We start from the raw sequence: 25,999 nt of genomic DNA, 5'->3' as shown, positions 1-25,999 counted from the left end.
TTTTCTCGCCGGTAAGCTCGTACTGATCGTCGGTGTCGCCAGCAAGCTGTCCATCGCATCCGGCATCGCTGCCGCCATGCATCGCGAGGGCGCTGAGCTTGCCTTCACTTATCAGAACGACAAATTGAAAGGTCGTGTTGAAGAATTCGCCCAAGGCTGGGGTTCGAGCCCTGAGCTGTGCTTCCCGTGCGACGTGGCCAGCGATGAAGAAATCGCCAAGGTCTTCGAAGCACTGAGCAAGAAGTGGGATGGCCTGGACTGCATCGTCCACTCCGTTGGTTTCGCCCCGGGCGACCAACTGGACGGCGACTTCACCGAAGCCACCACCCGTGACGGTTTCCGCATCGCTCACGACATCAGCGCCTACAGCTTCGTAGCCCTGGCCAAAGCCGGCCGCGAAATGATGAAAGGCCGCAACGGCAGCCTGCTGACCCTGTCGTACTTGGGCGCCGAGCGCACCATGCCGAACTACAACGTGATGGGCATGGCCAAGGCTTCGCTGGAAGCTGGCGTGCGTTACCTGGCCGGCTCCCTGGGCCCGGACGGCACCCGCGTCAACTGCGTATCGGCTGGCCCGATCCGTACCCTGGCAGCGTCGGGCATCAAGAACTTCCGTAAAATGCTGGCCGCCAACGAAGCGCAAACTCCGCTGCGTCGCAACGTCACCATCGACGAAGTCGGCAACGCCGGCGCCTTCCTGTGCTCCGACCTGGCGTCGGGCATCAGCGGCGAAATCATGTACGTCGACGGCGGCTTCAACACCACCGCCATGGGCAACATCGAAGAGTGAACTTCGCTTAGCCGATAAAAAAAACCCGCCAACCTGGCGGGTTTTTTTATGCCCGCAACCCCGCCTCCTGTGGGAGTGAGCCAGCTCGCGATGGCAGTGGGTCAGGTAATGATGATGTTGAATGGACGGACGCCTTCGCGAGCAAGCTCGCTCCCACAGGGATCTAGGGTGAAACGGTTTTTTGTGAACACCCGCGAAACCTGTGGGAGCGGGCTTGCTCGCGAAAGCGGTGGGTCAGGCGATGACGATGTTGAATGGCCGGGCGCCTTCGCGAGCCGGCTCACTCCTACAAGGGATTTGGGGTGAAACAAGATTATGTGAACACCCGAGAAACCTGTGGGAGTGAGCCTGCTCGCGATGGCGGTGGGTCAGGCGATGATGATGTTGAAGGGATGGACGCCTTCGCGAGCAGGCTCGCTCCCACAGGGGGTTTGTGGTGAAACGGTTTTTTGTGAACACCCGTGTAACCTGTAGGAGTGAGCCTGCTCGCGAAGGCGGTGGGTCAGGCGATGACGATGTTGAATGGCCGGGCGCTTTCGCGAGCAGGCTCACTCCTACAAGGGATTCGTGGTGAAACGGGGTTTTGGGAACACCCGAGAAACCTGTGGGAGTGAGCTTGCTCGCGATGGCGGTGGGTCAGGCGTGGAGATATTGAATGGATGAACGCCTTCGCGAGCAGGCTCACTCCTACAAGGGATTTGTGGTGAGACGGGATAACGAGAGCACCCGAGAAACCTGTGAGAGCTGACTTGCCAGCGATGAGGCCCGAATCAACAGCGCTTCAGGGCCTGCTTGTGCGCATACATCGCGCCATCCGCGTCGGCGAGCAAGCGATCCACGGTTTCATGGCGTTTGGCGTCGTACTCGATCTGCCCGACGCTGAAGCGAATCGCATAACCCCGATGCAGCGTGGCATTACGCTCTTCAAGGATTTCCTTGAGCCGCGCCATGATCGCCGTGGTTTCGATATGACTCGACCCCGTCAGCAGCGCGACAAACTCATCCCCACCCAAGCGCCCGACCACATCGCTCTCGCGAAAGGCAATTCGCAGCACATCGGCAAAGGTCTTCAGCGCGCTGTCGCCCTCGGCATGCCCGTAAAGATCGTTGATCTGCTTGAAATCATTCAGATCAAAAAACAGCAACGTCGCCGGCCGCTCCAGCCGTGCGCAGGCGTCCAGCGCATGCTGCGCCAGTTGCTTGAACCCGCGACGATTGGACAGCAACGTCAGTTCGTCCATGCTCGCCATCTGCACGGCCGTCAGTTCTTGCTCGGCCATTTCCGCCAGATCACGCAAGAGCGCGCGTTCTTCGTCATCAAGTTCGCGAGGTTTGGTGTCGAGCAGGCACAACGTGCCCATTTTATTGCCGTTGGGCACGGTCAGCGGGTAACCGGCATAAAAGCGAATATTCGGCTCGCCGGTCACCAGCGGATTATCGTGGAAGCGCACGTCCTCCCGCGCATCGGGCACCAGCAGCAGACCGTCATTGAGAATCGCATGCCCGCAGAACGAGATATCCCGTGGTGTCTCGGTAGCCGCCAGGCCCACGCAGGACTTGAACCACTGACGATCCTTGTCGACCAGCGTCACCAGCGCAATCGGCACATTGAACAGTCGTTTGGCCAGCCGCGTCAGCCGATCGAAACGCTCCTCCGGCGCTGAATCGAGAAGGTCGAGGCCGTGCAGCACCTGAATTCGCGCCGCTTCATTGGCAGGTTTTCCTGGAACCAGCATTCGCACACTCCGTTGGCATCAATGACTTTCAGCGTAGCGCAAATCAGCGCAGGGTCACCCCATCAGATGCCCGCCACCGGACACGGCCCGCCCGCGTCGGCCCAGAGCTTGAATTGCTCGACAAAAATGTCATGCGGCACCGGCACCGGCGCGCGCCCTGCCCCGGGATTCCAGCCCCACAGCACCAGTTTGTCTTCACTGACGTGTTTGATCAGCGCAGCAAAATCGCGGTCGCCGTTGCTGGAACGATCCTTGATCATCGCGCAGAGTTTGTCCGGTGGCAGGCCGATCCAGGCCATTTTGTGCGCCGCCGGCGGCAGGCTCCAATGTGGCGCACCCGGCGGTGCATGCGGGCCGTAACTGGCCGGCGGATTGTTTTCTGCGTGACAGGTGGCGCAGGGCAAACCGGCCGCGCCCTTGCCGTCCATGCCGCGCACCACGTTCATCGCATGCGGAATGCCCGCGTCGAACTGCAGCGGCGAATCGCCGGGGATATGGCAGTTCTGGCATCGCGGGCTCTGGAAGACTTTCTGCACCGTGCCGAACGCCTTCAATGCTTCCTGATCATCGGCAAACAAGTCCGAGGCATAACCGCCGAGCCCCAGCAAAACCACCGTGCCCAACACTAGATGTCGTTTCATCTCACACCCCCGACAGTTGCAGCGGCAACTCGCGCAGACGCTGCCCGGTCAGGGCGAACACCGCGTTGGCCACCGCTGGCGCAGTCGGCGGTACACCGGCCTCGCCGATGCCGCCGGGTTTGTCGCTGCTGGGCACGATGTGCACTTCCACTACCGGCATCTCGTTGAGCCGCAGCACCTGATAATCATGGTAGTTGGACTGCACCACCGCGCCGTCCTTGAGCGTCAGTTTGCTGTGCAGCGCCATGCCCAGGCCGAAGGTAATGCACGATTCCATCTGCGCGGCGATGCTCTGCGGATTCACCGCGATCCCGCAGTCCACCGCGCAAACCACGCGGTGCACGCGAATCGCCAGATTGTCCTGCGACACCTCGGCGACCTGCGCCACGTAGCTGCCGAACGATTCGTGCACCGCCACGCCGAGTGCATGACCATCCGGCAACGGAGCCTTCCAATTGGCCTTCTCCACCGCCAGATTCAAGACACCTAGATGCCGAGGATGATCCTTGAGCAAGGTTCGTCGGTACTCGACCGGATCCTTGCCCGCCGCCGTGGCCATTTCATCGATCAACGATTCCATGACAAAACCGGTGTGGCTATGGCCCACCGAGCGCAACCACAACACATTGATGCCAGTCTGTGGCGAATGCAGATCCACTTGATGATTGGCCAGACCTTTGACGTAAGGACTGTCGGCCACGCCCTCGACCGACGTCGAATCGATGCCGTTCTTGACCATGGTTTGCTCCAGCATGGTGCCCGCCATGATCGACTGCCCGACCAACACATGCTGCCAACTCGACGGCAAACCATCAGCGCCCAAACCGATCTTCGCCTGATGCAGGAACATCGACCGGTAGTAACCGCCACGAATGTCATCTTCCCGCGACCACACGGTTTTCACCGGCATGGCGGCGGCTTTCGCCACTTGCACCGCTTCAGCGACGAAATCTGAGGTGGGATTGGCTCGACGTCCAAACCCGCCGCCAAGAAACTCGGTGTGGATTTCCACTTGTTCAGGCTTCAGCCCGGTGATCTTGCCGGCGACCATTTGATCCAGCGTCTGAAACTGCGTCCCCGTCCAGATCTCGCATTTCTCGGCACTGATCTTCACCGTGCAATTGAGCGGTTCCATCGGCGCGTGGGCCAGATACGGCACGCTGTATTCAACGTCGATTTTCTTCGTGGCTTTGCCAAAAGTGCCCTTGGCATCCCCGGCCTGACTGGCTGACGTGCCTTGCGTCGTGGCCAGTTTGCGGAAACTCTCCAGCAATTTTTCACTGCTCAGATCCGCATGCGGGCCTAGATCCCAGTCAATCTTCAGCGCATCCCGCCCGAGCTTCGCCGCCCAATAATGCTCGGCAATCACCGCGACACCGGTCGGTACTTGCAGCACTTTGTGCACGCCCGGCACCGCCAACGCTTCGGCGCCTTCGAAGGATTTGACGCTGGCACCAAACACCGGGGCGCGCGCGACCATCGCCGTCATCAAGCCTTCGAACTGCACATCCATGCCGAACTTGGCGCGGCCGGTGATTTTCTCCGGCGTGTCGAGGCGCTTGGTCGGTTTGCCGATGACTTTCCAGTCCTTGGCTTCCTTGAAGGTGATCGATTTCGGATCCGGCACGGGGAGTTGCCCGGCGGCGTCCGCCAGCTCGCCGTAAGTCGCACGTTTGTCGCCGGCAATCACCACGCCTGACTCGGTGCGAATCGCCGAGGGCGCCACTTCAAAACGCTTCGCCGCTGCTTCAACCAACATTTGCCGAGCGGTCGCGCCTGCCAGCCGATAGCGATCGAACTCCATCCATGTCGACGTCGAACCGCCGGTAATCTGCATGCCGCCAAACCCCGGCATGCCGTAATCCGCCGCTGATGCGGGCGAATGTTCGACGCGGATCTTCGACCAATCGGCATCCAGTTCTTCGGCGATCAGCATGGTCAGGCCCGTCCAGATGCCCTGGCCCATCTCCGAATGCCCGAGCAACACGGTGACGCTGTTGTCCGCCGCGATGCGCAAAAACGCATTCGGCGCAAAGACCTTGCCTTCGTTCTCGGCCGCATAGGCAAACTTATGTCCGCCGGGGACGACGAACGCCACCACCAAGCCGCCGCCCAACACGGCGCTGCCCTTGAGAAAACCCCGACGCGATACAGGACTGTTCATCACCCGACTCCCACGTAATCAATCAGCCGATTTCCGATGCACGCTTCACCGCTGCGCGGATTCGCGGATAGGTGCCGCAGCGGCAGATATTGCCGGAGAGCGCCTGGTCGATATCGCTGTCGGTGGGTTTGGGGATTTTCGCCAACAAAGCGGCGGCAGACATGATCTGCCCCGACTGGCAGTAACCGCACTGCACCACGTCAAGTTCAGCCCAGGCTTGCTGCACCGGGTGCGAACCGTCGGTGGACAGGCCTTCGATGGTGAGAATTTTCTGCCCGTGGGCCACGGCGGTTGCGGGGGTGATGCAGGCGCGCAACGGCGCACCGTCAACGTGCACAGTGCAAGCTCCGCACTGGGCCATGCCGCAGCCGAATTTGGTACCGGTAAGGTGCGCGACATCGCGCAGGACCCAGAGCAACGGCATGTCCGCGGGGACATCGAGCTCCTGATCCTTGCCATTGATATTCAAGGTCAGCATCGGGGAATTTCCTCAGACTCACGGTGTTCTGAAGGGGCGCCGCTGTGGCCAAACATGCCTACGCGCGCCTCGGCTTATCCCTTTCAGCAAAGCCTAAATTGCGCATGAAGCCAGACGTTGCGACCACCGGTCATGCAGATGTCGACTTTAATCCTACAGTTGATAACGGCTCGCACCCGAGCCATCACCTTAAAAAACGCGTCATGAGTGAAACCGGTCCGCGCCCACCGCGCGGGTTATCCATCACATTGGTCTGGAGTAGCGAACATGGGATTTGTCACCACCAAAGACGGCGTCGAAATCTTCTACAAAGACTGGGGCCCGAAAGACGCGCCGGTGATCCACTTTCACCACGGCTGGCCGCTGAGCTCGGACGATTGGGATGCGCAGATGCTGTTTTTCCTTGGCGAAGGCTTTCGGGTGATTGCCCATGACCGCCGTGGCCACGGGCGTTCGAGCCAGGTCTGGGACGGCCACGACATGGATCACTACGCGGATGATGCGCTGGCGGTGGTTAATCACTTGGGCGTGAAGAACGTGGTGCACGTCGGCCACTCGACCGGGGGCGGTGAGGTCATTCATTACATCGCCCCGCATGGCCAGGACAACGTCGCCAAAGGCGTGTTGATCAGCGCGGTGCCGCCGTTGATGGTGCAGACCGAGAGCAATCCGGGTGGGTTGCCGAAATCGGTGTTCGATGAGTTTCAGGCGAATTTGGCGGCGAGTCGCGCGCAGTTCTATCGGGATATTCCGACCGGGCCGTTTTACGGCTACAACCGGCCAGGGGCGAAGGCGTCCGAAGGGGTGATCGCCAATTGGTGGCGCCAGGGCATGATTGGCGGGGCGAAGGCGCATTACGACGGGATCGTGGCGTTTTCGCAGACGGACTTCACCGAAGACCTGAAGAAAGTCACCGTGCCGGTGTTGGTGATGCACGGTGAGGATGACCAGATTGTGCCGTACGCCAACTCGGCGCCGTTGTCGGCGAAGTTGCTGCCCAACGGCACACTGAAGTCGTACCCGGGGTTTCCACACGGAATGCCGACGACGGAGGCCGATACCATTAACGCGGATCTGCTGGCCTTTATTCGCGGCTAAAATTGCTGGTCATACACACTCTCCCCTGTGGGAGCGAGCTTGCTCGCGAAAGCATTCAATCAGACATTGCTGTGCTGATTGACCCACTGCTTTCGCGAGCAGGCTCGCTCCCACAATGATGTGTGCCAACCCTTAATTCTGAGATCCACACCCATCCCCTGTGGGAGCGAGCCTGCTCGCGAAAGCATTCAATCAGAAATTGCTGTGCTGACTGACCCACTGCTTTCGCGAGCAGGCTCGCTCTCACAATGATGTGTGCCAATCCTCATTTCTGAGATCCACACCCACCCCATGTGGGAGCGAGCTCGCGAATGCGGTCTGTCAGTCAATGTTGGGGTGACTGATCCACTGCCTTCGCGAGCAAGCTCGCTCCCACAAGGGCTCCCTATTCCTCTGTGCGGCCCGTGCTTTCCCGGTCACGTTCGTAGTGGTGGGCAAGCGGCAACGCCGGTAACCACGCCTCCCGGCGTATCGTCCAGAGTTCGTAAGTGGGTTTGAACTGATCCGGCTCATCGAGCGATCCGACGTTAACCTCGACTTCATCTTCCGAACGCGTAAACACTGGAGAACCGCAGCGCGGGCAGAAGAATCGTCCGTTGTAGTCGCGGGTTTCGCCGCTGACCTTGAGCGCGTCTTCGGGGAATATGGCCGAGGTGTGGAACAGCGCGCCGTGGCGTTTGCGGCAGTCGAGGCAATGGCAGATGCCGACGCGGTAAGGCTGGCCGGACACTTCGAAACGGACATCGCCGCACAGGCAGCCGCCGGTTGATTTATTCATGGTGCACCTCAGCTATTCAACTTCAAGTTAGAGATCATTCAGTCTGGAAAAGGTTTGCTCGGTTGCCACGAACGGTCTTCGCCGTGCGTCTCCCAGTCTATTAATGAGCAGAATTCATCAAGCCATCCTGCTTTACCCGTCTAGTCCTCACCAGTCAGCTCGCTTACTGTTCTCCCAACGCCAACGGGAGATCGACATGCACAAGCGCACACTCGGCAACAGCTCACTCGAAGTATCCGCCCTCGGCTTTGGCTGCATGGGCTTGAGTCACGGTTATGGCCCGGCCACGGATACCCAGCAAGCCATCGCACTGATCCGTTCAGCCGTTGACCGAGGCGTGACGTTCTTCGACACCGCCGAGGTCTACGGCCCTTACCTGAACGAGCAAGTGGTCGGCGAAGCACTGGCGCCCGTTCGTGACAAAGTCGTCATCGCCACCAAGTTCGGCTTCACCTTCGGTGACGACAATAAGCAGCAGATTCTCAACAGCCGCCCCGAGCACATTCGGGAGGCCGTCGAGGGTTCGTTGAAGCGGTTGAAGACTGATTACATCGATTTGCTCTACCAGCACCGCGTCGATCCGGACGTGCCAATCGAGGACGTCGCCGGCGCGGTGAAAGATTTGATCAGCGAAGGCAAGGTCAAGCACTTCGGCCTGTCGGAGGCCGGTGCGCAAACCATTCGCCGCGCCCATGCAGTACAACCAGTCACCGCGCTGCAAAGCGAATACTCGTTGTGGTGGCGCGAGCCCGGGCAGGAAATCCTGCCGACGCTTTGGGAGCTGGGCATCGGCTTCGTGCCGTTCAGCCCGCTGGGCAAGGGTTTTCTTACCGGCACGGTGTCGGCCGAGGCCACTTACGGCAGCGATGACTTCCGCAGCATCGTCCCGCGCTTCAGCCAGTCGGCGCTGCAAACGAATCAGGGCCTGGTGGTGTTGATCCGTCAGATCGCCGCGCAGAAACAAGCCACAGCGGCGCAGATCGCGCTGGCCTGGCTGCTCGCACAGGCACCGTGGATTGTGCCGATTCCGGGCACGACCAAACTGCATCGACTGGAAGAAAACCTCGGCGGCGCTGACATCACGCTCGACGCTGCTGAACTCAAGGCAATTGACACCGCACTGGCGCAAATCCGTATCGAAGGCGAGCGTTATCCCGAAGCCCTCAAGGCGCGCGTCGGCCGATGAGTAACGATCACGATCCGCTGCGGCGCACGGTGATCGCCGCATTGGCCAGCGCCCCACTGCTGTCGCTCGCCGACACGCAGAGTGCCAGTGAAACACCGCGCTCAGGCTCGCGGATTCTGGTCGCGTACTTCTCGCGCTCCGGCAATACCCGCGTGGTCGCCGGGCTGATTCAACGTGGACTGGGTATAGCCGCAGCATCCTCGTCCAGCACGCGCCGAAAGCCAAGGTGCTGGAAGGTTTTGTGATGGAGGGTGAGCAGGAGCGCAAGACCATGGAACGCGTGAACGGCTGGCTGAGCGATCACCCTGTCTCGCGATAATTGAATTTTTGTACCGAGTGACATCTTGAAAATCCGCACGCTGGCCACGCCCACCGCGCGGCACCGCGGCACGACCTGAAGGGAGTTGATCTGATGAACATCGACGTCCGCAACCACACCGCCCGCCCCGCACTCATGGCGCTCTGTCTGAGTGTCGGGGCAATGTTCAGTGTTACCACTCACGCAGCCGAGGCATCGCAACCCATGACCAGCACGCCAGCAAGCGCAGCAACTTTGTCCAGCCAACAACAATCGATTCCACTGATCGCCGCGTTCATGGCGACCAGCGACATGCCCAACCTCAACACGGCGCTCAACCAGGGACTCGATGCCGGCCTGACCATCAGCGAAACCCGGGAAATTCTCGTGCAGCTCTACGCCTATGTCGGCTTCCCGCGCAGCCTGAACGCCTTGAACGAATTGATGACTGTGGTGCAAGCGCGCAAACAGCGCGGCATTGACGATGCGCCGGGGCGTGAACCGAGCCGGGCGATTCCGACCGGTGATGAACTGCTGGCCGCCGGCACCGCCAATCAAACGAAGATCTCCGGCGCTCCGGTCAAAGGCCCGGTGTTCGAGTTCGCCCCGGTAGCCAACCAGTTCCTGCAAACCCACCTGTTCGGCGACATCTTCGAGCGCGACAACCTCGACTGGCAAAGCCGCGAACTGGCGACCGTCGGGGCGCTGGCGGCAACGCCGGGGGTGGAATCGCAATTGCGCTCGCACATGGCGGCGAGCCTGCGCGTGGGACTCAGCGCAGCACAGTTGCACGAGGTCAGTGAACTGCTGAAAAAACACGGCGACGCGCAGACGGCTGAACGTGCAGATGGGGCGCTGAAAGAGGCACTCGCGGCTTCAAAAAAGTGATCGTCCGATTGACCTGACGCAGCAATTTCTCAAGGAAACATAGCCGGACTCAGCCAAACACTTTCGCACTGCAAGCAACTCTCGGGGGTCGCGGATCCGTGCGCAACCTGCTTTCATGGATTAATCCCGCGCCCCTCATGAGAGATTCTCATCAATGTCCCGCGCCAACCTCAACGACCTGCAAGGCGATACTTATGGCCTTAAAACGGAAATCTCAGCGAACACTGCAAACCCGGGCTCATATTGAGCATCGACATCTCGCCCCGCAGTTGGCGGGTCAGGGATTTGATGATCTTCATTCCCACGGACGAATGCTGTTTCAGATCAAACCCCGCAGGCAGCCCCGCGCCCTTATCCGTCACGTTCAACAGCACCTGACCAGCAGCCGCCTTCAGCTCGATAAACACGTCCCCCGCCGACTTGTCGGCGTAGGCGTATTTAAGGGCATTGGTGACCAGTTCGTTGAGCACCAGCGCCAACGGGATCGCCTTGTCCAGCGGCAGGATGACGTCGTCCAGGTCGATCACGAAGCGTGTTTGCGCCGAGGCTGAACCGCGCAGCCCATCGATCAACTCGGCCAGATAAATACCTGCGTTGACCGTTTCCACTTGATCGGCCTGATACAGCTTTTCGTGGACGGCGGCGATGCTCATGATCCGCCGGCTGGTATCGACGAGTGCCGCGCGGGCGACGGGATCTGCCAATTGGCGTATTTGCAGCTGGATCAGCCCGATGATCAGTTGCAGGTGATTCTTCGTCCGATGGTTGATTTCCTTGAGGAGCATGTCCTTTTGCTCAAGCAGCTGATTTTTCTGCCGCAGCGAGCGCCTCAGCTCCATTTGCGCCATGACCTGTTTGGCCAACGTCACCAGGGCGATTTGCTGTTGCGGGCTCAGCTGTCGCGGGTGTCGGTCGAGAATGCACAGCGTCCCGAGGCCGTAGCCTTCCGCCGTCTCCAGCAAGCAGCCGGCGTAGAAGCGCAAACCCTCATCGGCCGTCACCAGCGGGTTGGAGCTCATCCTCGGGTCAGCGCGCAGATCGGGTATGACGGTGATGCCGGGCTGCAGAAGGACGTGACGGCAGATGGAAACGTCCAAGGGTGTTTCGCGGATTCCCAAGCCTGTTTCCGTCTTGAACCACTGGCGGTGGCGGTCTATCAGGTTCATCACCGAAATTGGCGCGTCGCAGATGGCGGCGGCCAGGCTCACGAGCTCGTCAAAATCCGCTTCGCGTGGGGTATCGAGGATTTCATAGCCGTGCAGCACGGCAAGACGTTCGGACGAGTCGCACGGGTCGATGAAGCTCTGCGAAATCATTAGGGCTCCAGCATAGGGAGGCGCGCGCCATGGGTTCAAAACGCAAGGAATCGAATGCAGGCGTGCGGAGTGAGACAGGAAAGGAGCAGAGCATACACGCAATCGGTACCTGCCCGCCGTGCAGACTGATGCCCGTTGGTAAGCTCGCTGAATGCGGCGCGGCGTCCATACTGTGGTTGTCCCGGACTGCTTTCTTTCAACCCTGTCGGAGACCGACATGCCCACCCCTGAATCCGCCCTGCTACAGAGCTGGCACGCCAACGCCGACGCGTGGATCGACGTCATCCGCAGCGGTGCCATTGAGAGCCGGCAGCAGGTGACTGATCAAGCCGTTCTACTGGCGATCATCGGGCGTCAGCCGGCGCGTGTGCTTGATCTGGGTTGCGGCGAAGGCTGGTTGCTGCGGGCGTTGGCGGATCGGGGGATTGAGGCGGTAGGCGTCGATGGCGATGCGACGCTGGTGGACGCGGCACGTCTGGCCGGCACTTGCACCGTGCATGTCGCTGACTACGACGCGTTGGTCGAGGCGAAGGTTGATGTCGGCCGCGATTACGATTTGATCTGCGCGAATTTTTCGCTGCTGCATCAGGACATCATTCCATTGCTGGCTGCGATGAATGCCCTGCTGGCTCCGGGCGGCGCCCTGATCATCCAGACCTTGCACCCATGGGCCGTTGCGGCAGGCGATTATCAGGACGGCTGGCGCGAAGAATCGTTCGCCGGGTTCAAGGGCCAGTGGCAGCCGATGCCGTGGTATTTCCGCACGTTGTCGAGTTGGTTCAATGCGCTCGACATGGCCGGGTTGCGGCTGGTCAGCCTACAAGAACCGCAGCACCCGCAAAGCCCGGTGCCGCAGTCACTACTGATGGTGGCTGAGCGCAACTGATATCCAAAAAACACCGCTAACCCTGTAGGAGCCGAGCTTGCTCGCGAAGGCGTCGGCACAGCTTGAGCCTGTGTTGCTTGATACGCCGCCTTCGCGAGCAAGCTCGGCTCCTACAAGGGTTACGCGGTTTGCAGGATCAATCGCGGGCCGCGCAGACGATACTGCGCCAACAAACGCATGACGTAGCCGATTTTGATCAGGGTCGGGCCGAGGATAGTCAGCGCGTGCATCGCCACCAGCAGCGCAATCGGCATGTGGCCGTCATATAAGTACGCGCCGTAGATGCCAGCCAACAACATGACCAGACCGGCGACGAGGACTTTGCTCGACAGGTGCAGAACGTTCAGCGGGCTTTCGAAGAAAGTGAGCATGGTGACGGACTCCTGGGCTGTTCAGTTTTGTACCTTGACCACATCAAGTCTCGTGCCAGTTTTATAATTCAACAAAATCAGCCACCTGCAAAAACCAGAGTCAAATTGACACAGATCAATAAAGGTCTTTTTGACTCGGGTAGTTGTCATTAAGACTGCATTCAGCTCAAACCATCAACGCCATCGCCTAAAAGCAAACCAATATCATTTGCGCGACCTGCGTCCTTTTGCTTTAATCGCGACCCATTCCTATTTAGACCCGTAACGGTCGCTCTGGACGCTTGCTCTGATGACGGTCGCCGACACCTCACTCGTGCAGAATCTCTACCTCAGCCATCACCGCTGGCTGCACGAGCTATTGCGTCGGCGCCTGAGCAACGCAATGGATGCCGCCGACCTTGCGCATGACACTTTCATCCGCGTGCTCAAGCGTCCGCAAACCTTCAACGGCGAAGTCCACGAACGCTCTTATCTGGCGACCATTGCCCGCGGCTTGTGCGTCGATCACTGGCGCCGTCGGCAACTGGAACAGACCTGGCTGGAAACCCTCGCCAATCGCCCGCCGGCCCTGCAGCCCTCGCCCGAGCAACAGGCGATCATCGTCGAGACCCTGCTGGAAGTGGACGCCATGCTGCAGCGCCTGCCGCAGCGGGTCAGCGACGCGTTCATCCTCGCGCAATTGCACGGCATGCCCTACAAACTGATCGCCGAACAGATCGGCGTCAGCGAGCGGATGATCAAGAAATATCTGGCGCAGGCAATGATGCATTGCGCCATTCTTGAAGCCGAACTCGATGGTCTGCTGATTGAATAACGCCACGCAAACACTCAGCCACGCCAGCCTCGAACAAGCGGCGCACTGGTACGTGCAATTGCATGACGAGCCGGTCGCCGAACAGGAACATCTGCGCTGGCAGGCCTGGCTGGCACAAAGCCCTGAGCATCAGGCGGCTTGGCGTTATATCGAACGGGTTGGCCAGCGTTTTACGCCGTTGCAGCAAGAGACTGAAGCCGTCAGCCACACCTTGCGCAGCAGCGCGCGCACGTCGATCAGCCGTCGTCAGTCGCTCAAAGGTTTGTTGATTTTGGCCGCGACCGGCATGGCCGGATGGGCAATCGGACGCAACACGCCGTTGATTGATTCAGTCGAGCGGTTGACTGTCGACCTTTCCACTGGCACCGGCGAAACCCGCGAAACGACGTTAAGCGACGGCAGCCGAATCTGGCTCAACGCCTTGAGTGCCCTGAATGTGCGTTTCGATGCGCACCAGCGCCTGCTGCAACTGCGCGCCGGCGAAGTGCTGATCGACACCGCCAAAGACCTCGACCGAGCCTTTTGGGTCGAGACCGAACATGGCCGCATGCGTGCGCTGGGCACGCGATTCAGCGTACGGCAGAACGAGCACAACACCGTACTGAATGTCTACGAAGGTGCAGTCGAAGCCACTAATCGTCAGGGCGAAACCGCCGTGATTCAGGCCGGCCAGCAAATCAACTTCAGCACGGGACGAATGAACATCACCAGCGCTGCCGATCCCTCCCGCGAGGCTTGGCGCCGGGGTGTGTTGCTGGCTGATAACCTGCCGCTGGGCAAGTTGATCGAGGAGCTCAGCCGCTATCGAGCGGGGCATCTGCATTGCGATCCGGTCGTGGCCGCGCTGCCGGTGATGGGTTCATTCCCGCTCAAGGACACCGATCAAGCCTTGCGTCTGCTGGAAGCGGCGCTGCCGATCCGCATCAACAAAACCTTCGATTGGTGGGTCAGCGTCGGGCCGAAAGCCTGAGGTTTTTTTCATATCGCGGTTCCCTTTTGGCGGGTTCATTTGGTTAACCACTAGCCCCCTCATTTCGTTGATTGCCCCGGGAACTCCATGTTGCGCTCTACCCTCGCCCGCACTCGTTTTGCCTTGGCCCTGGCGTCTGCCATGCCGGCGATGTGTGCGTTAGCGGAGGGGCAGATTCAGCATTATTCGGTTGCGCCCGGTTCGTTGGTCACAGTGCTCAACCGCTTCGCCGAACAAAGCGGCGTGTTTATCGCCGGGCACAATGACCTTGCAGCGGACAAGCGCAGCCCCGGCCTCAGCGGTGACTACACGCCACAACAGGCGCTGCAAATCCTGCTCAAGGGCAGCGGCCTGCAAGCTCAGCGGCAAATGGGCGGCGGTTACGTTTTGCGCAGCACAGCCATTGCAAATCCGCTGCAATTGGACGCCACGACCATCAACGGCAAAACCCTCGGCGCGATCACCGAGGACACTCACGCCTACACCACCGGCGTCAGCGCATCCGCTACCGGACTGGCGCTGTCGCTGCGCGAAACCCCGCAATCGGTGACCGTGATCACCCGCCAGCAAATCGATGACCAAGGCGCCAACGGCATCGCCGATGTGCTGCGCCGTGCACCGGGGATCAGCGTGCAGAACTACGACAGCGAGCGCTGGGAGTTTTCCAGCCGTGGCGCGCCGATCACCAATTTCCAGTACGACGGCGTCAATACCGACTACGACGGCGTCTACGATTACGGCACCACCAGCACCGACATGGCAACCTTCGACCGCGTTGAAATCATCAAGGGCGCGACGGGATTGATGACCGGTTCGGGCGACCCTTCGGCCACGGTGAACCTGATCCGCAAACGCCCTACTCCGGCGTTCAAAGCCTCGCTCAGTGGCAGCGTCGGGTCGTGGGACAACTACCGCAGCGAAGCCGATATCTCCGGCGTTCTGAACAGCAACCTGCGTGCACGCTTTGTCGGCGTTCATCAGGAGCGCAGCGCCCACGCCGATCACTACCAGAACACCAAGGACATCGCCTACGCCATCGTCGAAGCCGATCTCAGTCCGGACACTCTGCTGACCTTCGGTTTCGACCAGCAAAACACTCGCTCACGCGGCGCGAGCTGGACGGGTTTTCCGATGTTCTACAGCGATGGTTCGCGGACGAATTTCTCTCGCTCGTTCAACCCGGCCACTGACTGGAGCCGTCGCGATTTCAGCAACCAAACCTTGTTCGCTTCCGTCGCCCGACAACTGAAAAACGACTGGACGCTGAAACTCAGCTACGACCGCAAACACCGCGAGCACGACACCCTGCTCGGCTCGGCCAGCGGCGGTAATCCAGATCCGGTGACCGGCGATGGCATGTTCCTCTACATGGGCAAATTCAAGGGCGACGAGGTGCAGGACAACGTCGATCTCAACCTCGGCGGGCCGTTCTCGTTGTTCGGTCGCGAGCACCAGATGATCGTCGGTTTCATGTCGATGAACACTCGCCAGAACAACCCGGTGTACGGCTCGGTTTATCCGCCGCTGGACGGCAGTATCTTCGACTGGCACGGCGAGTTCGCCAAACCCGATATCCCGCAGATCGGCATTGACGACATCAGCCAGCGCCAGACCGGCGCCTACGTCTCGACCCGCTTCAAGGTCAGCGACGACCTGGCGCTGATCCTCGGCGGACGCGTCAGTGATTTCACCGCCAGCGACCACCTCGACTACAGCGACCCGGCCACGGTCGATGTGTGCGATGGCTACCGCCAGACCGGGGTGGTCACGCCTTACGCCGGCGCGGTCTACGACCTCAACGATACTTACTCGCTGTACACCAGTTACACGCGCATTTATCAGCCGCAACTGAGCAAGGACGCCGCGCGCCAAGTGCTCGACCCGGTGCAAGGCGACAGCTATGAGGCGGGGATAAAAGCCGAGTATTTCGACGGTCGGGTCAACGCCAGTTTTGCCGTGTTTCGCATCGAGCAGGACAACGTCGCCGAGCAGGTCAGCGGCTTCGACACGCAGGCTGTTTATCGCGCGGTGCAAGGCGCGACCACCAAAGGTTTCGAGTTGGAACTGGCTGGCGAAGTCGCCGACGGCTGGAACCTCTCCGCCGGTTACGCCTACAACCACACACGCGATGCCAACGGCGATCCGGTCTATGCCTCGATCCTGCAAACCACCGCGCCGGAGCAGTTAGTCCGCCTGTTCAGCAGCTATCGCCTGCCCGGTGTCTGGCAAAACCTGACCCTGGGCGGCGGCGTCAGTTGGCAGAGCGAATTCTTCGGCAACGTGTTCCAGCCCGGTGCCGATCAGAACGTGCGCATTACTCAGGACAGTTATTACCTGGTCGACGCGATGGCACGCTACCGTTTCAATGAACATTTGAGCACCACGCTCAATGTGAAAAATCTCTTCGACAAAACCTACTACACCGGCCTCGGCAACTTCGGCACCGGCTTCTACGGCGAACCGCGCAGCCTGCAACTGGCGGCGCGCTGGGATTTTTGACGCCGCGACTTGTCGATCTACGGCACTGCCATTCGACCAAGGACTGTCTACGCTGAAAGTCCAGCGTGTCTAACCTGCCGAGGATGACTGCCATGCAACGCTTTCAAAAAATCACGCCGTGCCTGTGGTTCGACGATCAGGCCGAAGCGGCGGCGAAGTTCTATTGCTCGATCTTCGATCACGCGAAAATCACCGGCCTGACCCACTACAGCAAGGTCGGTCAGGAATTTCACGGCAAGCCGGAAGGCGCGGTGATGACCGTCAGTTTTGAGCTCGATGGCCATACCTTCACTGGACTCAACGGGGGGCCGATGTTCACGTTCAGTGAAGCGATTTCGTTTCAGGTCAATTGTCAGAATCAGGAAGAAGTCGACCATTTCTGGGGCCAACTGTCTGCGGGCGGCCCGGTCGAGGCGCAGCAGTGTGGTTGGCTCAAGGACAAGTTCGGCGTGTCGTGGCAAATCGTCCCGGTGGCGTTCATGCAAATGATGCTGGACGCCGACACCAGCAAGTCGCAGCGGGCCATGCAGGCGATGTTCAAAATGAAAAAACTCGACATTGCCGAACTGGAACGGGCCTTTGCCGGCCAGAGCTAATACACTCGGGCACTGGCCTGCCGGGAATAACCATAATGAAACACGCTGCCGCCAAAAACCCTGAAAAAGCCCCGCGCTTCTGGCGCGACGACGCCCTGCCCTTTATCGAAGCGCGGGCCATCGCCGATGGTCGCGAAGTCTGTTACGCCCGGCATTCCCACGCGCACTTTTCCATCGGCGCGATCACTGCCGGGCGCAGTACTTATGTGCATGAACAGGCGCAATTCGAGGTCGCGGCGGGCACGGTGGTGTTGATGAATCCGGGCGACGTGCATGCCTGCAATCCGATTGATGATCAACCGTGGTCGTACGTGATGCTGTACGTCGAGACGCCGTGGCTGACGGATTTGCAGCATCAGTTGGGGTTTGGTGAGGATCTGGAATTTCGCCGGTTTGCCGCCACGCACTTGCAGGATGCGGCGCTGTTTCGCGGCTTGATGGCGCTGTACGAGGTGTTGGTCGACGATCAGCAGGATGTGCTGCGTAAACAGAGCACGGCGGTGGAGTTTTTCAGCGATCTGCAATGGCGCCTGAACCCTGCCGGGCAAGCGTTGCGCGAGCCGAATTTCAAACTGGAACGGGCGGCGGATTTTATTCGGGAGCACTGCACGGAACTGCTCAGCCTTGAGGATATTTGCACGGCGGCGCAGCTGTCACCGTCGTATTTGATCCGCGCGTTCAAGCAGCATTACGGCATGACACCGCATGCGTTTTTGGTCAATCAGCGCATCCAGTTTGCCCGCGAGCGTTTGCGTGGCGGGCAGTTGATTGCCGATGTGGCGCTGGAGGCTGGGTTTGCTGATCAAGCGCATTTTCAGCGCGCGTTCAAACAACACCTGGCCGCAACCCCCGGCCAATATCGTGGCTGAAGTTGGGGCAAGATCAAAAGATCGCAGCCTTCGGCAGCTCCTACAGGGTGTACTCATTCCCTTGTAGGAGCTGCCGCAGGCTGCGATCTTTTGCCTTTCAAGGTTTAGGGCAACAACAAATACCCCGCACTGATCGCCAACAGCCCAGCCATTACCCGGTTAAACCAACGCATCCCCGCCGCATTGCTCAGATACCCGCGCAAGAACGTCCCGGCATACACCCAGCAACCCACCGACACATAGCAGATCACCAGGTACACCGCCGCAAACTGCCAGACCAACCGCGCCTCACCATCGGCGACAAACGCGCCCATCCCCGCTACACAGGCCAGCCACGCCTTGGGGTTGAGCCATTGCATCACCGCGCCGTACAGCATCGACGGTGCCCGCGCTGAATCCTTGGCGTTCAGTTGCCCGTCATCGGTGGCCAGTTTCCACGCCATGAACAGCAAAAACGCCACCCCGGCCAGTTGCACCACGCGGGTCAGGAACGGCCACAGCTGCAGCACTTCATGCAGCCCCAACCCCATCAGCACCAAGAGCAACACAAACCCTAACGTGGCCCCGGCGACATGCCGCTGACTGGCGCGAAAGCCGAACTGCGCCCCCGAACTCAACGCCACAATATTCACTGGCCCCGGCGTGATGGACGCCGCCAGCGCAAACGCCGCCATCGAAACAATCAGACTCATCGCACACCTGCTTCAAAACAAGGAACAAGGCGCCCACCCTAACCAGCGTCCGATCCCCAGTATTGAAGAAAATGCCCCTGCCCCTGTAGGAGCTGCCGAAGGCTGCGATCTTTTGATCTTGTCTTTTGAAAACAGGATCAAAGGATCGCAGCCTTCGGCAGCTCCTACAGGGGATTTTGTGGGTTAGTCCAGGCGTGGCACGGTGAAGCGGAATTCGCTGCCCTGCCCCGGTTCGCTCTCGGCGACGATCCGCCCGCCATGGGCCTCGACGATGCCTTGGGTGATGTACAAACCCAGGCCGGTGCCAGTCGGGTTGCCGTCCTTCACCGTCCAGTAACGATCGAACACGTGCGGCAGGTTCTCCTTGGGAATACCCTCGCCGCTGTCGCGCACGGTGAAGACAATTTCATCGCCCACCGACTTCGCACGCACGCCGACGGTGCCCAGACGCGGAGTGAATTTGATCGCGTTACCGATCAGATTCGACAGCACCTGAAACAGCCGCTCAGGATCGCCATGAATGCTCAGATCCGCGTCGGCCTCAAAGGAAATGCTGATGTCCTTGTCGATTGCCAACGGTGCGAGCAGCGACTGCGCTTCCTCGAACATCTGCCCGACGTCGAGCTTCTGCGGGGTGATGGTGTAGCGCCCGGCGTCGATTTTCGAGGTGTCGAGCAAGTCTTCCAGCAGCGTGTTCATGCGTCCGGCCGCTTGTTGCATGGTGTCGATGGCCGTGGAGATCCGTCGCGACGTATGCGGGCCGTCAGAGCTGAAGGCCTTCTGCATCATGCCGCAGAGCATCGAGATCACCGTCATCGGGTTGCGCAGATCGTGGGAAACCACCGCCACCAGCTCATCACGGGCACGCACCGCTTCCTGCTCGCGGCGCACTTGTCGCGCCAGATCATTTTCCAGCGCTGAACGCCGCAGATCGTTGGCCGCAAACAGATCGCCGTGGCTCCATTTGGTGGAGATCCCGGCCATCTCGACTTTCCAGATTTCGAACGACGTACGCGGGCGCAGCCGCAGGCCGGCGTCAGAGTTTTCCAGATCCAGCGGCTTGCGCGGATCGCCACTCCAATTGATGTTTTCCTTCACCTCCGGGCGGAACCACAGCACACCGTTGTCGACCGGTTTCGGCAGGCTCATGGCGAGCACGCCGCTGGCGACTTGCTGATAGTGCGCGGCCGGCGGGTAAACGCTGGCCAGGTGATGACTGGAGAACACCGCCTCGCCGCCGTCCTGCAACCACTTGTGCAGGGCGCGGATTTCGTCCGGCTCCGGGCAGTTGCCGTAACGGTGCAATTGCTTGTCTTCGATGATCGCAATGCCGCCGGCGCCGGTCAGCGCCATCAGCACTTCAGGCTGGTTAGCCAGACCGTCGAAGACATTCTGCGGCGAGTCGATCATCGCTTGATTGAGCATCGCCAGCGCGTCGACTTTTGCTTCGCGCTGACGGCTGACTTCCAGCGCCTCCATCGCACTGATTTGCAGCGACAGCACCTGGCCGATGGTCTGGCACGCGGCACGCAATTCATGCGGCACATGCAGCGGTTCGCGGTTGCCGCAGCTGATCAGGCCCCAGAGTTTGTCGCCCTTGAGCAGGGAAATACTCATCGACGACAGCACGCCCATGTTCTTCATGTATTGGCAGTGAATCGGCGACACGCTGCGCAGCGTGGCGAAACTCAAGTCCAGCGGCGTTTGCGTGTCCGGACGCAGCTTCGGCACCAGCGGCACCGGCTCGTACGCGGCATCCGGGATGATCCGCAGCCAGTTGGTGCGATACAGCTCGCGGGCCTGCTCGGGAATGTCGGACGCCGGGAAGAACAGACCGTTGAACACTTCCATCGACGGATCGGACGCTTCGGCAATGACTTGGCCGTGGCCCTCTTCTTCGAAGCGATAAATCAGCACCCGGTCGTAACCGGTCATCGCCTGGATTTCTTTGACGCTGATGTCGTACAGCGCCTGCAACGTCGTCGCGCCCTGCAGCCGCTGGAGCATGCGGCCCAAATGGGTTTCGCTGCCCGCCACGTTACGCGGCTGGAAGTTTTCGACGTGGATTTCCAGTTCGAGAATCAACACGCCTTGATGACGGTGCAGCAAGCCTTCGAACGCCATGTCGTTGAGTCGAAACAGCAATGGCGCCGAGTCGGACAGCGTCGGCTGTTGCAACGTCTCGCGTACTTGCGCGGCGTGTTCATCGCCAATCAGGCTTTGCAGCGGTTGACCGATCAGCGCCAGCGCCGGACGGCCGAGCAGGCTCTCGACGTTGGCGCTGACCTGAATGATCTCCAGCGCGGGCTCGCTCAAGGTCAGTAGCAACCCGTGCGGCTGGATCGCGCCGGGGAACCGAATCGGTTCGTCGGCACAGTTGGCCAGCAGTTCTTCAAAGGCTTGTTTGTCTTGCGGAGTCATGCCAGTACCTCCCGGCTTTCGAGCCAGCGCTCAAAACAGCTGAATGTGGTGTGTGCGGCCGCCACTACGGCCTTGCGCTCGTCCGCATCCATCGGTCGACTGCCCAGGTATTCCATGAAATCGCGCCAGCGACGGCCGGTGGCGGCGCCGTAGACATCGAGAAAAGCCGCGCCGTTATCGGCTTCCAGGCCTAACCGCGCAGAAATTTCCCGGCGCAGGATTTGCCCGCCGAGCGTTGCGCCTTCGAGCACGTACAGTATGCCGAGGCAGCTAGCGCCAGAATTGATCTGCGGCAATTGGCTACAGATCGGCAGGCGGTTGATCGCTTCATCCGCGACGCCCAACGCTTGCAGGTCGCCGCGCAAGGTGGCGGTTTTGAGACGTGGCGTCAGATCAAAATCGGCGGGGATGCAGTGGCTGTCCAGCAATGCGCTTTCCAGCGGCAGGTAGAAGCCGTAGTAAGCCTGCATCAGCCGTTGAAAAGCCTGAATATCGAGGGCGTCGGAGAAAAAAGGAAGGCGTTTTTCCAGCGCGATGTGCAGGTCGGCAGTGCCGGCTCGCAGATCTTGCAGCACCGGTGGCACATAAACTTCACGGGCCTTTGCTTGCATGTAGATCGCTCTTGGTGAGGCCGCCTGGGGCCATTCGGGGTTGGCATAGCATCGAGGGATTTTACACGGCACAGGTCATTTTTCTGACCCGACGACTAGCTTTTTCAGACGAAACCACTGCCCTCTGACCTTTCAGAGTTTCAGATTTCGTAAAAAGTTCGAACGGTTTCGCCAGTACCGCCGGGCGCTGTATCGTGACAGCACTGCCTGACTGTACGGGTCGGGCCGCACGGGGGCTGTGATAAAAATGCGCTTCTGGTTTCTGGAGTGCTGTCATGGATCTCGCCACGCTGTCGCTGTTTCTCCCCGCCTGCTTCGCCCTGAACATGGCTCCCGGCCCGAACAATTTGCTGTCGGTGAGCAACGCCACGCGTTACGGCTTTCAGCGTGCCTGCTCGGCGGGCGTCGGGCGGATTCTGGCGTTTGCCGGGATGATTGCGCTCGCGGGCGCCGGTCTGTCGGTGGTGTTGCAGACGTCGGAATGGCTGTTTCAGGCGATCAAGATCGTCGGCGCGGGGTATTTGTTGTACATGGCCTGGCAACTGTGGCGCGCCAACACCGAAACCGAGGAGGAAATAGCCGGGGCTTCGGTGGGATTCTGGGCGTTGGCGCGACAGGAGTTTCTGGTGGCCGCCGGTAATCCGAAAGCGATCCTGTTGTTCACCGCGTTTTTGCCGCAGTTCGTCGACCCTGGCCGCCCGGTGCCAGCACAGTTCGCCGTGTTGGGCGTGCTGTTTCTGTCGCTGGAGTGGATCGCCATCAGCGCCTACGCCTACATGGGCCTGCACATGCGCCGCTGGTTCGCCGAGCCGCGCGGCAAGCGTATTTTCAATCGGTGCTGCGCGGGACTGTTGTCGGCGGCGGCTTCGGTGCTGCTGCTGGCTAAACGTGCGTGAGGTTTACGCCTCGGACGGGCCTTTGAGTTCGACCTGATTGCCGTCAGGGTCGAAACAATACAGCGACAGACCTTTTCCTTCGGCGCCGAAACGCGATTCGGCTTTGGCCACGGTCAGGCCGAAGGATTGCAGATGTTCGGTCAGCGCCGCTTCATCGAACGGTTCGATGCGCAGGCAGAAGTGATCGACGTTACGCCGCTCGGCCCCGGCCGCCCCGCCGCCCTTGCGGCCGAGTTCGCCTTGCAGGTCGACGAGGTCGATCATTGAGGTGCCGGCGCGCAGATGGATCAGGCCCAGCGGCTCGTTGCGCTTGACCACCTCGGCGCCGAAAACCTGGCCGTAGAAATCGATGCTGCGTTGCAGATCTTTGACGCGCAGGACGATGTGATCGATGTGATGAATGGAAAACGGATGCATAACTCAACGCCTCACACAGTGTAGGAGCTGCCGAAGGCTGCGATCTTTTGATCTTTGGACGCGGAGCGTCCGCGGCTGCATTCCCACGCAGAGCGTGGGAACGATCAAGATCACAGCCTTCGGCAGCTCCTACACGGTAGTTCAGGTGAAGTGGGAATTCACTGTCGATTTTTCGGTGGAGCCATCGACAATCTGGTTTTACTCTCAAGCCATGAACATACAAACCGCTGTCCTGCCGCCCCACGCCGAAATGGTTCGCGCCATGCTTGAACGCGACACTGCCTATGAAGGCGTGTTCTTTACGGCCGTGAAAACCACCGGGATTTTCTGCCGCCCGAGCTGCACGGCGCGCAAGCCGAAACCGGAGAACGTCGAGTTTTTCGCCCATGCCGACGAATGCATGTCGGCCGGTTATCGCGCCTGTCTGCGCTGCAAACCGCTGGACGCCGCCGCCATTGCGCCGGACTGGGTGCAGAGGTTGCTCAAAGCAGTCGAAGCCGATCCCGAGGTGCGTTGGAGCGATGCGCAATTGCTCGCCGAAGGCATCGAACCGCTGAAGCTGCGGCGCTGGTTCAAACAACATTTCGGCATGACCTTCCATGCCTGGCTGCGCACGCGTCGATTGGGCACGGCGTTGGGCGGGATCAAGCAAGGCACGTCGATTGATCACGCCGCGTTCGACTCGGGCTATGAATCGCTCAGCGGTTTTCGTGATGCGTTTCAGAAGTCATTCCACATCACGCCGGGGCGCGCGGCGCAGAGTGAACCGTTGCTGTTCACCCGCCTGACCACGCCGCTGGGGCCGATGATCGCCATGGCCGAACGTCGTGGGCTGGTGTTGCTGGAGTTTCTTGATCGCCCGGCGTTGACCCGCGAAGTCGAGGAATTGCAGAACCGCTACGGCTATGCGGTCGTGCCGGGACACAACGGACATCTGCAGCAGATCGAACAGCAACTGGCGGCGTACTTTGCCGGCACACTCAGCGAATTTACCGTGGCGCTGCATTTGCCCGGCAGCGAGTTTGCCCGGCAGGTCTGGTCGGCGCTGCGGCAAATCCCCTACGGGCAGACCAGCACCTACGGCACCATCGCCGCCGCGCTGGGCAAACCCGGCGCGAGTCGCGCGGTGGGCCTGGCCAACGGACACAATCGTTTATCGATTGTGGTGCCGTGTCATCGGGTGATTGGCGCGGACGGCTCGCTCACCGGCTATGGTGGAGGACAGCCGCGCAAGGCATTTCTGCTCAGGCTGGAAAACGCCGCGGTACAGCTCACGCAACCCTTGGCCTTCTGACCAATTGATCGATCAACAAAAGGGAATTTTTGAAAAGCATGCTCTCCTATCATGCGGCCAGCGAGTTTCTGGCCGCGCTCGACGAAGACTGGCAGCGGCACATCGCCGCTGTCGGCCCATGCCTGCATCAACCGCATCCGGCGCGTGATCCGTACGAGTCGCTGGTGCGGGCGATCGCCTATCAGCAACTGCACGCCAAGGCTGGGGATGCAATTGTAGGGCGGCTGGTGGGGTTGTTTGGCGGGCAATCCTTTCCGCGCCCCGAGCAGATCCTCGCGACTGACTTTGATCGAATGCGCAGTTGCGGCTTTTCGGGCGGCAAGATCGCGACCATTCAAGGGATCGCCCAAGCCACGCTGGACGGCGTGGTGCCGGATTACGCGACGGCCTTGGCGATGGACGATGAGGCGCTGATCGAACGCTTGATCAGCCTGCGCGGGGTCGGTCGCTGGACGGTGGAAATGCTGCTGATCTACAGCCTTGAACGCATGGACATTCTGCCGGCGGACGACTTCGGCGTGCGTGAAGGTTATCGGCGCTTGAAAAGCCTCGACCTACAACCGACACGCAAACAAATGATCGACATCGGCCAGGCCTGGAGCCCGCACCGCACAGTCGCCGCATGGTACCTATGGCGCGTGGCCAAACCCTGAAACCCCAACGCTTATAGGTGCTGCGGAATCATGGGACTGTGTGATTGTGGGTCTGTAGAAGCTGTCGAGTGCAACGAGGCTGCGATCTTTTGATCCTGATCTTTTAATAGCCAAAAGATCGCAGCCTCGTTGCACTCGACAGCTCCTACAGTGGAAATGAGAGTTCGGCCTCTGGGTGGGCGTCTGCTCACACCCACGCAACAGCCAGCAATCCCGCGCCAAGCACCACGCACAACGGCGAATACACCCACGTATCAAGCCGTGAAAATCGTGAGCCTTTGACCTCTTTGAAAAACCCCACCAGGTTCGAATCACCAATCGCCCGGGCGAACAGCAGCAGCGCAATCGCGCTGATCCCCCATTGCAGCGACCAGTGATGCACCGGCGCGAAGCCCCAACCCACGCGCATACACACCAGCGCCGCAATCACCAACAGCGCCGCCGCGACCAGCAACGTGATCCAGCCGGAAGGTTTGAACGCCGGGCGCACCGTCGCCACCAAACCTTGCACCGGCACTTGCGGCACGGCCGCCACCGCCGCCCATTGCCCGCCCAGCGCCCAGTACACATGCACCAGGGCGATCACCGCAAAAACCGTCACCAGCCATTGAGCCAACACAAAGGTCATGGTCGAGAA

The 25,999-nt window shown here is 60.3% G+C and carries 25 protein-coding genes and 1 pseudogene; 14 read left to right on the top strand and 12 right to left on the bottom strand.

What is annotated here, in order from left to right; translation table 11 throughout:
* On the top strand, positions 1-790 hold a 790-nt coding region (gene fabI / locus ACIP66_RS17730), incomplete at its 5' end, for an enoyl-ACP reductase FabI (protein ID WP_400649536.1).
* Between the two features lie 770 nt (positions 791-1,560).
* Here the strand turns inward: fabI and ACIP66_RS17725 are convergent.
* From ACIP66_RS17725 to ACIP66_RS17710, 4 genes are all read right to left on the bottom strand, one after another.
* A complete protein-coding gene (locus tag ACIP66_RS17725; RefSeq protein WP_159815512.1) occupies positions 1,561-2,526 on the bottom strand; it encodes a sensor domain-containing diguanylate cyclase in 966 nt (321 codons plus the stop codon).
* A gap of 62 nt (positions 2,527-2,588) precedes the next feature.
* The gene (locus tag ACIP66_RS17720) at positions 2,589-3,167 is read right to left on the bottom strand and encodes a hypothetical protein (protein ID WP_053119368.1); all 579 of its coding nucleotides are present in this window, start codon (positions 3,165-3,167) and stop codon (positions 2,589-2,591) included.
* Position 3,168: 1 nt separating this feature from the next.
* Entirely contained in the window at positions 3,169-5,331 is a 2,163-nt protein-coding gene (locus ACIP66_RS17715) for a molybdopterin cofactor-binding domain-containing protein (protein ID WP_400649534.1), read from the bottom strand.
* 22 nt (positions 5,332-5,353) lie between these two features.
* On the bottom strand, positions 5,354-5,809 hold the full coding sequence (locus ACIP66_RS17710; protein WP_003224136.1) for a (2Fe-2S)-binding protein: 456 nt from the start codon (positions 5,807-5,809) through the stop codon (positions 5,354-5,356).
* 267 nt (positions 5,810-6,076) lie between these two features.
* On the opposite strand from ACIP66_RS17710, the gene ACIP66_RS17705 reads away from it, so the two are divergent.
* The gene (locus ACIP66_RS17705; RefSeq protein ID WP_400649533.1) at positions 6,077-6,907 is read left to right on the top strand and encodes an alpha/beta fold hydrolase; all 831 of its coding nucleotides are present in this window, start codon (positions 6,077-6,079) and stop codon (positions 6,905-6,907) included.
* 385 nt (positions 6,908-7,292) lie between these two features.
* On the opposite strand, the gene ACIP66_RS17700 is transcribed toward ACIP66_RS17705, so the two are convergent.
* Positions 7,293-7,685 (bottom strand): GFA family protein, encoded by a 393-nt coding sequence (locus tag ACIP66_RS17700; RefSeq protein WP_400649530.1) that lies wholly within the window; start codon positions 7,683-7,685, stop codon positions 7,293-7,295.
* A gap of 196 nt (positions 7,686-7,881) precedes the next feature.
* Between ACIP66_RS17700 and ACIP66_RS17695 the strand changes: the two genes are divergently transcribed.
* The 3 genes and pseudogenes from ACIP66_RS17695 (at position 7,882) to ACIP66_RS17685 (ending at position 10,057) form a co-directional block, all read left to right on the top strand.
* Positions 7,882-8,871: an aldo/keto reductase gene (locus ACIP66_RS17695; RefSeq protein WP_400649529.1), complete on the top strand. Its 990-nt coding sequence runs from the start codon at positions 7,882-7,884 to the stop codon at positions 8,869-8,871.
* Positions 8,868-9,190 (top strand): annotated as a pseudogene (locus tag ACIP66_RS17690) (hypothetical protein). Before ACIP66_RS17695 ends, ACIP66_RS17690 begins: the two are co-directional and overlap by 4 nt.
* Positions 9,191-9,283: 93 nt before the next feature.
* On the top strand, positions 9,284-10,057 hold the full coding sequence (locus ACIP66_RS17685; protein WP_400649526.1) for a carboxymuconolactone decarboxylase family protein: 774 nt from the start codon (positions 9,284-9,286) through the stop codon (positions 10,055-10,057).
* Positions 10,058-10,257: 200 nt separating this feature from the next.
* On the opposite strand, the gene ACIP66_RS17680 is transcribed toward ACIP66_RS17685, so the two are convergent.
* The gene (locus ACIP66_RS17680; RefSeq protein ID WP_400649523.1) at positions 10,258-11,373 is read right to left on the bottom strand and encodes a sensor histidine kinase; all 1,116 of its coding nucleotides are present in this window, start codon (positions 11,371-11,373) and stop codon (positions 10,258-10,260) included.
* Positions 11,374-11,590: 217 nt separating this feature from the next.
* Here ACIP66_RS17680 and ACIP66_RS17675 point away from each other — a divergent pair, with 217 nt between their 5' ends.
* Complete coding sequence (locus tag ACIP66_RS17675) at positions 11,591-12,259, top strand: class I SAM-dependent methyltransferase (protein ID WP_400649521.1); 669 nt, start codon at positions 11,591-11,593, stop codon at positions 12,257-12,259.
* Between the two features lie 119 nt (positions 12,260-12,378).
* Here ACIP66_RS17675 and ACIP66_RS17670 read toward each other — a convergent pair whose 3' ends face one another.
* Positions 12,379-12,630: a transmembrane sensor/regulator PpyR gene (locus ACIP66_RS17670; RefSeq protein ID WP_212549246.1), complete on the bottom strand. Its 252-nt coding sequence runs from the start codon at positions 12,628-12,630 to the stop codon at positions 12,379-12,381.
* A gap of 289 nt (positions 12,631-12,919) precedes the next feature.
* Between ACIP66_RS17670 and ACIP66_RS17665 the strand changes: the two genes are divergently transcribed.
* The 5 genes from ACIP66_RS17665 to ACIP66_RS17645 all read left to right on the top strand — a co-directional run bounded on the left by ACIP66_RS17665 (position 12,920) and on the right by ACIP66_RS17645 (position 18,378).
* Entirely contained in the window at positions 12,920-13,444 is a 525-nt protein-coding gene (locus ACIP66_RS17665; RefSeq protein WP_159815664.1) for a sigma-70 family RNA polymerase sigma factor, read from the top strand.
* A complete protein-coding gene (locus ACIP66_RS17660) occupies positions 13,437-14,414 on the top strand; it encodes a FecR domain-containing protein (protein WP_400649518.1) in 978 nt (325 codons plus the stop codon). Before ACIP66_RS17665 ends, ACIP66_RS17660 begins: the two co-directional genes overlap by 8 nt.
* 141 nt (positions 14,415-14,555) lie before the next feature.
* Positions 14,556-16,913, top strand: coding sequence for a TonB-dependent siderophore receptor (locus tag ACIP66_RS17655; protein WP_400649541.1), 2,358 nt, complete (start codon positions 14,556-14,558; stop codon positions 16,911-16,913).
* A 92-nt stretch (positions 16,914-17,005) separates the two neighbouring features.
* On the top strand, positions 17,006-17,509 hold the full coding sequence (locus ACIP66_RS17650) for a VOC family protein (RefSeq protein WP_053119343.1): 504 nt from the start codon (positions 17,006-17,008) through the stop codon (positions 17,507-17,509).
* Between the two features lie 35 nt (positions 17,510-17,544).
* On the top strand, positions 17,545-18,378 hold the full coding sequence (locus tag ACIP66_RS17645; RefSeq protein ID WP_400649515.1) for an AraC family transcriptional regulator: 834 nt from the start codon (positions 17,545-17,547) through the stop codon (positions 18,376-18,378).
* Positions 18,379-18,482: 104 nt separating this feature from the next.
* Here the strand turns inward: ACIP66_RS17645 and ACIP66_RS17640 are convergent, their stop codons facing one another.
* The 3 genes from ACIP66_RS17640 to ACIP66_RS17630 form a co-directional block, all read right to left on the bottom strand.
* Entirely contained in the window at positions 18,483-19,070 is a 588-nt protein-coding gene (locus tag ACIP66_RS17640) for a LysE family translocator (protein ID WP_400649513.1), read from the bottom strand.
* A gap of 183 nt (positions 19,071-19,253) precedes the next feature.
* Positions 19,254-21,491, bottom strand: a complete 2,238-nt coding sequence (locus ACIP66_RS17635; protein ID WP_400649510.1) for an ATP-binding protein — start codon at positions 21,489-21,491, stop codon at positions 19,254-19,256.
* The gene (locus tag ACIP66_RS17630) at positions 21,488-22,102 is read right to left on the bottom strand and encodes a biliverdin-producing heme oxygenase (RefSeq protein ID WP_400649507.1); all 615 of its coding nucleotides are present in this window, start codon (positions 22,100-22,102) and stop codon (positions 21,488-21,490) included. The genes ACIP66_RS17635 and ACIP66_RS17630 overlap by 4 nt, the downstream gene beginning before the upstream one ends.
* Positions 22,103-22,377: 275 nt before the next feature.
* Here ACIP66_RS17630 and ACIP66_RS17625 point away from each other — a divergent pair, with 275 nt between their 5' ends.
* A complete protein-coding gene (locus ACIP66_RS17625) occupies positions 22,378-22,998 on the top strand; it encodes a LysE family translocator (RefSeq protein WP_212545909.1) in 621 nt (206 codons plus the stop codon).
* 3 nt (positions 22,999-23,001) lie between these two features.
* Here ACIP66_RS17625 and ACIP66_RS17620 read toward each other — a convergent pair whose 3' ends face one another.
* The gene (locus tag ACIP66_RS17620) at positions 23,002-23,415 is read right to left on the bottom strand and encodes a VOC family protein (protein ID WP_400649504.1); all 414 of its coding nucleotides are present in this window, start codon (positions 23,413-23,415) and stop codon (positions 23,002-23,004) included.
* 211 nt (positions 23,416-23,626) lie between these two features.
* On the opposite strand from ACIP66_RS17620, the gene ACIP66_RS17615 reads away from it, so the two are divergent.
* Positions 23,627-24,709, top strand: a complete 1,083-nt coding sequence (locus ACIP66_RS17615; protein ID WP_400649502.1) for a bifunctional transcriptional activator/DNA repair enzyme AdaA — start codon at positions 23,627-23,629, stop codon at positions 24,707-24,709.
* 38 nt (positions 24,710-24,747) lie between these two features.
* Positions 24,748-25,362 (top strand): DNA-3-methyladenine glycosylase family protein, encoded by a 615-nt coding sequence (locus tag ACIP66_RS17610; RefSeq protein WP_400649499.1) that lies wholly within the window; start codon positions 24,748-24,750, stop codon positions 25,360-25,362.
* A gap of 187 nt (positions 25,363-25,549) precedes the next feature.
* On the opposite strand, the gene ACIP66_RS17605 is transcribed toward ACIP66_RS17610, so the two are convergent.
* Positions 25,550-25,990, bottom strand: coding sequence for a DUF3995 domain-containing protein (locus ACIP66_RS17605; protein WP_053120960.1), 441 nt, complete (start codon positions 25,988-25,990; stop codon positions 25,550-25,552).
* Positions 25,991-25,999: the final 9 nt, after the last annotated feature.

The organism is Pseudomonas sp. NPDC088429, from assembly GCF_044753305.1.
GTDB classification, from domain to species: domain Bacteria; phylum Pseudomonadota; class Gammaproteobacteria; order Pseudomonadales; family Pseudomonadaceae; genus Aquipseudomonas; species Aquipseudomonas rustica.
The sequence above is the reverse complement of the archived record's forward strand: the minus strand, read 5'-3'. Positions and strand labels throughout refer to the sequence as shown.